The following is a 9,047-nucleotide window of genomic DNA, read 5'->3' on the forward strand; positions in this document are numbered from 1 at the left end:
TCGGCGTTGTGCTTGTTTGGCATCGGTTCGAATCAGTAAAATTGTGGCCGCATCCTACCATCAACCACTTTTTAATCCTGAAGTGCACCAACGCCACGGTGCAGTCAACCCGCTCGGTGTGGTCGAGAAAAGCTCCAGCAAATGGAAGTTAAGGCCTTGTCGAAACAGCTGACGCACCATCACGTTCTCTTCTTCCGATGCGCCAAACTGGGTGAAATCCGCTTCAAACTGGCCGAATCTGGCACGCTTGGCGACCTCGTACAAACGCACAAAGCGCGACGTGTCCACGTTGTTGTTACTGACGTATTTCACACAGCGATCGCGCTCGATCGGCTTCAAACAGTCGATGCGGACGCGCGCAGCACGGCCCGCGGCAGCTGTCCCATGCGGGGTACAGGTAATCAGGTTCATTGCAACTCCTAGTTCGGTCTTGCAGGATCGGGCAATGGGCCGGCAGCGCGCCGGCCACCGCCGCCGAAGAGTAGGTATGCGGTCAGCCGAACGCGATCCGCACCACCTTGTACGCGACCATGCAAATCGCAATGATCAAATACCCGCGTAACACGCCCATCCAAACCAACGTACCGAGCGTCAGATTCATTGGCTTGAGCTGATCCAGCGAGGGCATGCGCCAGCCTGACTTCTCCTGCACCGGCTCGACCGGCGCTGGTGTCACCTCGGCCAGATCGCGATTGGCCTGCACCACCTTGACCGCCAACGTCGCCAGAATCGCGATCAGCGTGCCGCCCAGCAGAATGCCAACAATCGCTTCGCCCGAGATGTCGGGAAAGATCACCGCTGCAGTTAGGATGATCGACAACATCACCAGGATCGCCACAATCGCTGCGGTAAAAATATTCAGCTTGCGACCATTCACCCACGGACCAAGAACTTCCTTGTCGTTGCAAAGCAAAAGCAGAAACACCGAGGCACTTGGCAACAACACGCCGGCCAGCGTTTGCACGGTATTTGTCAGCAAACCGAGTGGCGTACCCGGAATTAATACCAAGGCCGCAGCAATCACGATCAAGATGAAATACACGGCGTAGAACCCGATGGCTTCCTTCGGTTTGCGGTGTAGCGAGTGATTCATCGACAGCACATCACCGACCGCGTAGGCGGTCGACAGCGAGACCGCCGAAGCGCCGATAATGCAGGCGTCGATCAGCGCAACGGCAAATAATTGAGCTGGTAATTTGCCAAAATATTTGGCAATCCCGCTGGCCACCGCGCCGGCATCGGCGAAGTTGCCGAACTCCGGCTTGCCTGCAAACGTGTGGGCAGCAAACGCCATCATCGCGACCGCGCCGATGATCACCAGCACGATCCCGAGGACTAGATCCCAGCGTTCGTACTTGATGAAGCGGGTCGTGATGCGCTTGTCGATCACATAGCTCTGCTGAAAAAATAGCTGCCAGGGGGCGACCGTGGTGCCGACAATCCCGATTACCAGCAACATGATGTCGCTCAGCTTGGCGCCTTGCGGATAGGCCGGCACCAGAAAGTCATGCGCGACCTGCCCGAGGGGCGGATGCACCATGATGAATACCGGCACTAGCAACAAACTGGCAAATACCAGCACCATCGAAAATCGCTCGAAGCGGCGGAAGTTGCCAGTACTAACCGCCATCATGATCAGCAAGGCAGCAACGATCACGCCGGGAATTTTTGGCACACCCAAGAAAGTCAGGCCGAGCGAAATCCCGATAAATTCGGTGACGATGGTGAGCGCATTTACCAGGAACAGATCGATCACGCTGAATGCGCCCCAAAAGCGGCCGAAGCGCTCCAGAATCAATCGCGCGTGACCGACACCGCTGACCACACCGAGGCGCAGCACCATTTCCTGATTCACGTACAGCACCGGAATCAACAGCATCAGGGTTCACAACAGCGTCGTGCCGTAATTCTGTCCGGCTTGCGTATAAGTGCCGAAGGCACCGGCATCGTTATCGCCGACCATCACGATCAGACCCGGCCCGATGATCGCCATCAGAGTTTTGAAGCGCGCCATCCAGGTGGTGCGCTTGCCGGTATCGTTCACCGAGATGGTGCCGAAGGCGCCACGAATGTCGCCAACGTGAGCGCTGTCGAGTGCCGCCCCCGAGTGCAAGGGCGGCACGCTTTCAACCATTTTCAATGCAGATTTGTTAGTCATAACGGCACTCCTCAAAATTCGCCATGCACCCGCAGGGCGACGAAGTTGACCGGACCGCGATCGCGGTTGTAGGCGGGATTGGCGATGCGTTGGAAATCCAGCGTCAAAGCCAAATGACTGTTTGCGCGTAAGGTGTAATAGGCTTCCAGAATTTTTTCACTGCCGTAATTCAAGGCGCCGTCACCGACCAGGATGCCGAGGCCCCCCGCCGAAAAATAGTCGCGCGCGCTGCCCGACAACCGGTTAACCGCGAATGCCACGCCGACGGTATCGTCGTGGCGGCTCCAGCGGTCACCTTTGATCGACAGGCCGGCCGCGATCGAATTGTTAATGTCAGAAAATTCAAAGGCTTCCTTGTCGCCACCATTCATGCCAACCCGCGCAAACGCACCAAGGTCACTGGCAATTTCTTGCTCCAGATTGACAGCGAAACCGGAGCGCGAGTCGACCCGGCGAACCAGAGCGACATCGGGTACAGAAGCCGTATCGACGCCGAGTTGCGTGGCCTCGCGATAGCTGGCCATGTTGCCGTGGTTGCGGAACGCCAGCAGCTTGATCTTGCCGGGATGCCCTGTCATCTGATGGCGCATTTCCAATTCGGCTATCAGGGCGTTTTGATTGAGATGCAGCCCAGTGACTTTGCCATTTGGAATTTCGGAGAGTTGAAACACGCCGCCGCGCAAGGTAAGCCAGTCCTGGGTCCACTCCACCGCGCCGCCGAAGGTATAGCCCCATGAGTCGGCGGCATAATCGAATGGTCCTGAGTCGATGATCGACCAGTTCAAAAAGTCCGCTCGCGGATCATGGGCGTAAACGTTCGTATCGAAGATATCGGTGACCGCAAATTTACCGGCGGTCAGCGTCAGGTTGTTTGCCGAACGGGTGCCGCCCAGTTGATTGGCGGCGGGCTCGATCAATTGCGCTTCACCGCCGAGCGAAATAGTCTGCCGGATAAATGCGCGTGGTAGCCGCAAGTACGGCGCATTCGAACCCAACTTGTATGCGCCGCCGTTCGGAAAGCCGGCAGCGCCCAGCGTATTGTTAAAGCCGAAGCCTTGATCGATTTCGGGATTCACCCAGAATTCCGCACCTTGCCACAGACGCACCCCGGCGAAGAGGGTGACGTCGGTGGTTTCCTCCATGCGGCCGTCCGGATCGAGACTGTTTGCTCCGCTGTAGGGTGAATTGAAATGCGAATGCTTTTGCGTGATATTCGTCACTTGGCCGTGCACGGCCCACGGCTGCATTTCAGGGATGGTGGCGTTGGACGGCGTTGCCTCCGTCTTGCCGACTGCGACCGGTTCGGCGTCAGCGGCAACGCTCATTGAGGGCAGTGTCAACCCCAGCAATGTGATGGCGATCAGCGTCAGGAGAGCAATATGCCGCACGCCGGGATGCCGCAACGTCAGCCTTGCCAGAGCAATGAAAGACCTGCGCAATACACCGGCCCAATCCTGTTTGGGGGCTTGCGTGACGTGGCCAAAATCACGCTGCGTGGTGGAAACCAGCGTGCCGTAGATGCTCGAAATGTGTGTAGTGTGGTGCATTGGTGTTACTCCCTTTTTTGTGCGCACGCAGCCGGATGCCTCGGATTAAAAATCCGGCACAAGCGCGCGGCGAGAACCCGACGCGGGCATGCAAAAGCACACCCATGCTGGGCAATCGCAATTATTTTTTTGGAAGGGCGCTACAGAGTGCGTTCGAGCCGAAATCTCGAACTGATTCGCGTGCGCACTGCCTCGTCATTGAGTGTCGAGACAGTGGACACCAACATCATGTTGGTCCGAAAACGTGTCTCAACAGCTCGCTAATGTGTAGTCGAAAGGTCGCCTACAACTGCCTGAGTCCATTTAGACTTCCATTTGATCTTAATGAATCAATGATCCCTGAGTTTTTTGAAAAAGTAAAGAGCGGAATGCCGGAATTTCAAAAACTTTGCACATCGCCTGACTTGCAAGAACCTTCCGCAAGAATGGGGATGGCGCCAGGTCGGAACACACGTGCCGACGCAACGCAAAATGGGACATACCAGCCGTGTTTGATGGTTCTTGCCGGAGGCGGGTTGCCTCTGTCGGGTGGCGGAAACTTGCCAAAAGCTGAGCGTATTTTTGTTGGGATATTTGCTTAATGCCGGCTCGAGCGCGACACTGCACTGCGCCACAATGCCGCATTCAGGAGTCCGACGTTGGCCAGTGGTCGCAGCATAAAAAGCAGATGGGTTCTCGCCCCATCAGGTTGCAGGCGAAGCAGGTATATTTCAACCCTGCTGATGTTCGCGTGCACGCAGGCGCCAGCAAACGGGCGACCTTCTAGCAGTTTGTCGGACTTCAACCCACGGCATGAATCGTCGTGGGAAGATTCTAGCGATCCACACCAGCGCTTTTCACGATGACGAATTTCATCCTTACTGATCGCAAAACCGATTACTTGTTGCCACCGTCACTCGAAGATTGGCTGTCCGAAGATCATCTGGCACGGTTCGTTGTCGAAGTAGTTGATCAACTGGATATCTCGACTCCTACTCGGCAGTATGCTGGACGAGGCTCGAAGGCCTACCACCCTGCCACGCTGCTGGCGATCCTGGTGTATGACTACGCCACCGGCGTATTTTCCAGTCGCAAACTGGAACGCGCCACTTATGACTCGGTGGCGTTTCGCTACATTAGCGCCGGCAGCCATCCTGATCACGACACACTGGCCACGTTCCGGCGCCGCTTTCTCGGCGAGCTTGAAGCCCTGTTTGTGCAGGTGCTGGCACTGGCGCAGGAAATGAAATTACTGAAGCTGGGTACTGTCTGTCTTGATGGCACCAAGATGCACGCCAACGCCTCACGCCATAGCGCCCTCTCACACGGCCACATCGAGAAGCTGGAAGTCCAGCTCAAAGCAGAAGTGCAAGAATTGCTTGCTTTGGCCGAGAAGGCAGATCAAGCAGATGTGCCGGATGGCGTGAGCCTGCCCGAGGAAATCAAGCGACGGGAAGATCGGCTTGCGGTCATGGCCGACGCCAAGCGCAAGATTGCGACACGTGCCCAAGAGCGCTATGAACGCGAAAAAGCAGAGTACGACGAGAAGATGACGCAGCGTGCCGTCAAGGAAAAAGACAGCGGCAAAAAGTCGAACCGCAAGCCGCCCAAGCCGCCGGAAGCTGGCCCGAAGGACAGCGACCAGATCAATCTGACCGATGAAGAATCCCGCATCATGCCCACGGCTGGCGGCGGCTTCGAACAAGCCTACAACGCGCAAGCGGGTGTGGACGCGGCAACGATGCTGGTCATTGCCACCCAGGTCACGCAAGCGACCAACGACAAGGAGCAGGTTGAACCCATGTTGGCCATCCTGGCGGCGCAGTCCCAGAGCCTGGGCGAGGTGACGTGCCTGATTGCCGACACCGGATTCTGCAGTGAAAAGAACATCCGGGCATGCGAGAAAGCAGGGCTGGAACCACTTATCGCGGTAGCGCGAGACGCGCACCATCCTCATTGGCGCGAGCGCCACAGCGAACCGGCGTCATTGCCAGACAATGCCAGCCCGACAGATAAAATGCGACATCGTCTGAAGACGAAAGCTGGGCGAGCGCTCTATGCCTTACGCAAGCAAACCGTCGAACCTGTCTTCGGCATCATCAAATCGGTGATGGGATTTCGCCAATTCTCGTTGCGTGGTTTACAAAAAGTGCGTGGCGAATGGCAGCTGGTTTGTCTGGCATGGAATGTAAAACGGATGGCCAAACTCCGTCCTGAATGTGGGTAAGCAAGGAAATCGAGGCGGGAAGCCGTAAAAATCACCAATATATGGATATCTCTGCCTATTTTTTTAACAAATTCAGGTCTTGACTGTGCTTTGCTTGCTCAAGTCCGACAGGCTGCTAGGTTCGGGCACCGTAGTCTATCTGATCGGCCCAACGAATTCCGTTAATACGACAGAACCCGACAAGCCCTGTCACGGCGACGTATTCCACATTCAGCATCAGTGCGAGGCCCTGGCCGACACCTTGGCCAGCATCGCCAAAGGTGCAAAGTCGCGGCGCAAGAAGCTGCACGCCAAGACCGGAAAAACACGCCGCGATCCGGACCTTGCCGACCGGATCGCGCTCGCTTTGCCGGTCGAGCGTGAAGCGCATGCTCTGGCCGACGACATCCGAACGCTCACCGCCTGGATCGCCCACGACGTGCTGGCGTTGGCTGGTCCGAGCTTAGACATCCGAATAGGTCTGTTCGACTTCATCGTCGCCGAGCTTGGCCGACGCGAGTCCGACGATTACCGCCGCATTCGGCCGGTGCGCTTTGCGTTGCAAAACCAGCGCGACGACCTGCTCGCGTTCGCCGGTGTACTCGACGACAAGCTGGCGACGATCGCACGCGCTCACGAGTTGCCGGAACATCTCGTGCGTGCCGTGTGTGTACTGCACCGCAAGCCGAGCACCTCGCCGGCGTACTGGCAAGGCTGGAACCGGCTGCGCGCCAAGATGGGAACTAAATTCCTGGCAGTCGTTGACGCCGTGGCGCAGGCTATGGCACAGACACCGCGCTCAAGCGCACTGGTCGAAAATCTGAACTCCAGGCTGCGCAATTACTTCACCTTGCGCCGTCAGCTCGGCAGCTCGTACCTGGATCTTCTTCAGTTCTTCCTGAACCATCGGAGCTACTTGCGCAGCCGGGTCCCGGAGCGGGTCGGCAAAAGTCCGGCCCAGCTGATGACCGGCCAAGCCCATCCTCACTGGCTCAGGCTTCTCGGCATGGGGCCGCTTCAGCCGCAGCGAGCCTGAGCTGCGGGAGGCGAAAGCCTCCCGGACCAAATCACGTCACATCGAAATTCCATTGCGACCGTGGAAGTATGCCGCTCGCCCGTGTAACCCTAAAATTGCCGTTTTTGAACTACGCCGTCGGACCGACGGCGACGTTGACGCTCACTTGGTTCGCCGAGCCAAAGGCTTTGCCGGCTTCCTGCATTGCGGGGGCCGGCCCACCGGGGCCGTAGACATTGATCGCTTCCTGTGCAGTCGCCGGTGTCGACCAGCTCGCAACCATGCTCAATAACAGGGTGGTCGAAGTCAAAAAAGTGTTTTGTGTACCGGTTCATCGTGGCTCCTGGTAGTGAACGAGTCGTCAGCGCAACGCGCCCGACGCCGCATTGGTCGAATTCCCGCCCTTTTTCGGATCGGAGACACCAGGAATGTCGGAAGTCGGCCGGGCAAACTTTCCTTTCAGATCGTCGACACCCGTCTGCGGGCGCGCCAACCGTTCGAGATCCGAGCGCTCGCGACGAAGTTTTGCGCTGTCGATGCCCAGGCGCTTGTCGCGTTGTTCAACGATGCCAGGAAGCGGCTCGCCGTCCCGGTTGAACGACCATGCGAGCATCGGCTCTCCGAGCGGAAGTTTGTCGGCCTGCATGCCGAACATACCGGTGTTCCACACGTGCCATGTCTTGCCGTAGCTGTTCATCTTGCCTTTCATCAGAGCCTTCTCGGCTACCGAGGGAATGCCCGGCGCGACCAGTTGCCCAGATAGGATCTCGCCGTTGTGCGGGTGCCAGTACTTGCGCTCCGCCGCGGGCAGCGTGGCGAACACCTTCTCCGAAATGATGTACTCGATACCGTTGAGGTTGGCGCTCTTCGTATTGCCGTCGAACAGCGTGCACTGCGCGAAATCTTCGTTGACCTGATGACAGAAGTGGTGCGCCTCCATCTGCATTTCCGGGTGGTCCTTCATCGGATGAAAGCCGTCGAGGTAGATGTCCAGGATGTCAACGGGCCTGTTGCCCTGAAGGGTTTTGGCCCCCAATTCAAGTATGCGCGTTTTGACGCTCTTGTCGGCGCCAGGCGGCGCGTTTCGCACGTCCGTCTGGGCAGAAGCAGATTGCAGCAGAAGCATTGCCATGAAAGCCGAGACGGTGATCGGCTTAATTGCCAGGCGGGTTGGTTTCATTGCGACTTTCTCCTTGTTACGAGCGGCTGCCGGCGCACTCGTGTGAATTGGCGGTGGTGGTGCACGCGCGAGTGCATCAATCGGGGATCAGCGCGTAGCCGCGCAACTGCAAGTTGGCCAACGTCGTCAACGCCGCCACATCGATCTCTACCCGCTTGTCGACGGCTTCTGGCGTAATCGACCCTGCGGCCAGGGCCTGGCTGCACACTCGAACGGACACACCTGCTTTCTTAAGTTGGTCGATCAGTTCAAGGTTGGGGTTCGCAGCACCGTTGTTGCGGGCGCGGTACGCGGTGTCGTCCATCACGATCGGCGTCGCCTTGCCGTGCATCACTGCCACCACATCGCCAGCAACCGGTCGAATACCATCGGCCGCCAGCAGATTTATGAAGCGCGCCACCTTTTCGAGGCTCGCATTCGGCTTTGTCGTATCGTCGTTGCCCTGGGTGACGCTGAACAGCACCTTGTAGCGAAGCGACTTACTCGGATGCTCAGCAGCACGCGGGGCGGTATGGGTGGCACCAAAACCCGGAACGGCAGTCCCCGCCGGCGCTTGAGTCTGCGCCTGCGTCAGCCCAGTGGTCATGGCGAGGAGAAGTGCCGTTGCAGCCGCTGCTGTAGCGGCTCGCATTCGAAGACGTTGTTGCATCAGGAACCTCTTGGAAAAAGATGATTGAAAAGGCCTAAAGTTAGGCCTATGTGTAGCGGCCCGATTACATCGGCGCCCCGACCCGATTACATCGGCTTTTCGGGACCACATTAGCTGAGAATATCCGAGCGCTCCGGCCCACATTAAGTGAGAACGAGACCACTTTAATTGAGAACAGCCTGATTACATCCGCCTCGGCCCACATTAGTTGAGAACGAGGCGTTGGTGCACTTCAGGATTAAAAAGTGGTTGATGGTAGGATGCGGCCACAATTTTACTGATTCGAACCGATGCCAAACAAGCACAACGCCGA

The 9,047-nt window shown here is 57.5% G+C and carries 8 protein-coding genes and 1 pseudogene; 3 read left to right on the plus strand and 6 right to left on the minus strand.

Annotated features, from left to right (window positions below):
- Positions 1-60: 60 nt before the first annotated feature.
- The 3 genes and pseudogenes from RCH09_RS18925 to RCH09_RS18935 form a co-directional block, all read right to left on the minus strand.
- Positions 61-411, minus strand: a complete 351-nt coding sequence (locus RCH09_RS18925) for a hypothetical protein (RefSeq protein WP_326942703.1) — start codon at positions 409-411, stop codon at positions 61-63.
- Positions 412-493: 82 nt separating this feature from the next.
- Positions 494-2,134, minus strand: a pseudogene (locus tag RCH09_RS18930) (Nramp family divalent metal transporter).
- Between the two features lie 35 nt (positions 2,135-2,169).
- On the minus strand, positions 2,170-3,705 hold the full coding sequence (locus RCH09_RS18935; protein WP_326942704.1) for a carbohydrate porin: 1,536 nt from the start codon (positions 3,703-3,705) through the stop codon (positions 2,170-2,172).
- 332 nt (positions 3,706-4,037) lie between these two features.
- On the opposite strand from RCH09_RS18935, the gene RCH09_RS18940 reads away from it, so the two are divergent.
- The 3 genes from RCH09_RS18940 to RCH09_RS18950 all read left to right on the plus strand — a co-directional run bounded on the left by RCH09_RS18940 (position 4,038) and on the right by RCH09_RS18950 (position 6,926).
- Positions 4,038-4,286, plus strand: a complete 249-nt coding sequence (locus tag RCH09_RS18940) for a hypothetical protein (RefSeq protein ID WP_326942705.1) — start codon at positions 4,038-4,040, stop codon at positions 4,284-4,286.
- Positions 4,287-4,546: 260 nt separating this feature from the next.
- Positions 4,547-5,911: an IS1182 family transposase gene (locus tag RCH09_RS18945; protein ID WP_326942706.1), complete on the plus strand. Its 1,365-nt coding sequence runs from the start codon at positions 4,547-4,549 to the stop codon at positions 5,909-5,911.
- A gap of 94 nt (positions 5,912-6,005) precedes the next feature.
- Positions 6,006-6,926, plus strand: coding sequence for a hypothetical protein (locus RCH09_RS18950; protein WP_326942707.1), 921 nt, complete (start codon positions 6,006-6,008; stop codon positions 6,924-6,926).
- Positions 6,927-7,035: 109 nt separating this feature from the next.
- On the opposite strand, the gene RCH09_RS18955 is transcribed toward RCH09_RS18950, so the two are convergent.
- The 3 genes from RCH09_RS18955 to RCH09_RS18965 form a co-directional block, all read right to left on the minus strand.
- Entirely contained in the window at positions 7,036-7,188 is a 153-nt protein-coding gene (locus tag RCH09_RS18955; protein ID WP_326942708.1) for a hypothetical protein, read from the minus strand.
- A gap of 78 nt (positions 7,189-7,266) precedes the next feature.
- Positions 7,267-8,085, minus strand: a complete 819-nt coding sequence (locus tag RCH09_RS18960; protein ID WP_326942709.1) for an OBAP family protein — start codon at positions 8,083-8,085, stop codon at positions 7,267-7,269.
- A 76-nt stretch (positions 8,086-8,161) separates the two neighbouring features.
- A complete protein-coding gene (locus RCH09_RS18965; RefSeq protein WP_326942710.1) occupies positions 8,162-8,734 on the minus strand; it encodes a DsrE family protein in 573 nt (190 codons plus the stop codon).
- Positions 8,735-9,047 lie beyond the last annotated feature (313 nt).

Origin of the sequence: Actimicrobium sp. GrIS 1.19 (assembly GCF_035984655.1) — a bacterium.
In the GTDB taxonomy this organism is placed as follows: domain Bacteria; phylum Pseudomonadota; class Gammaproteobacteria; order Burkholderiales; family Burkholderiaceae_D; genus Actimicrobium.

Coding starts and splice junctions, on each gene's coding strand:
- RCH09_RS18955 (WP_326942708.1), bottom strand. CDS start 7,188: ATGGTTGCGAGCTGGTCGACACCGGCGACTGCACAGGAAGCGATCAAT.
- RCH09_RS18965 (WP_326942710.1), bottom strand. CDS start 8,734: ATGCAACAACGTCTTCGAATGCGAGCCGCTACAGCAGCGGCTGCAACG.
- RCH09_RS18945 (WP_326942706.1), top strand. CDS start 4,547: ATGACGAATTTCATCCTTACTGATCGCAAAACCGATTACTTGTTGCCA.
- RCH09_RS18960 (WP_326942709.1), bottom strand. CDS start 8,085: ATGAAACCAACCCGCCTGGCAATTAAGCCGATCACCGTCTCGGCTTTC.
- RCH09_RS18940 (WP_326942705.1), top strand. CDS start 4,038: ATGATCCCTGAGTTTTTTGAAAAAGTAAAGAGCGGAATGCCGGAATTT.
- RCH09_RS18935 (WP_326942704.1), bottom strand. CDS start 3,705: ATGCACCACACTACACACATTTCGAGCATCTACGGCACGCTGGTTTCC.
- RCH09_RS18925 (WP_326942703.1), bottom strand. CDS start 411: ATGAACCTGATTACCTGTACCCCGCATGGGACAGCTGCCGCGGGCCGT.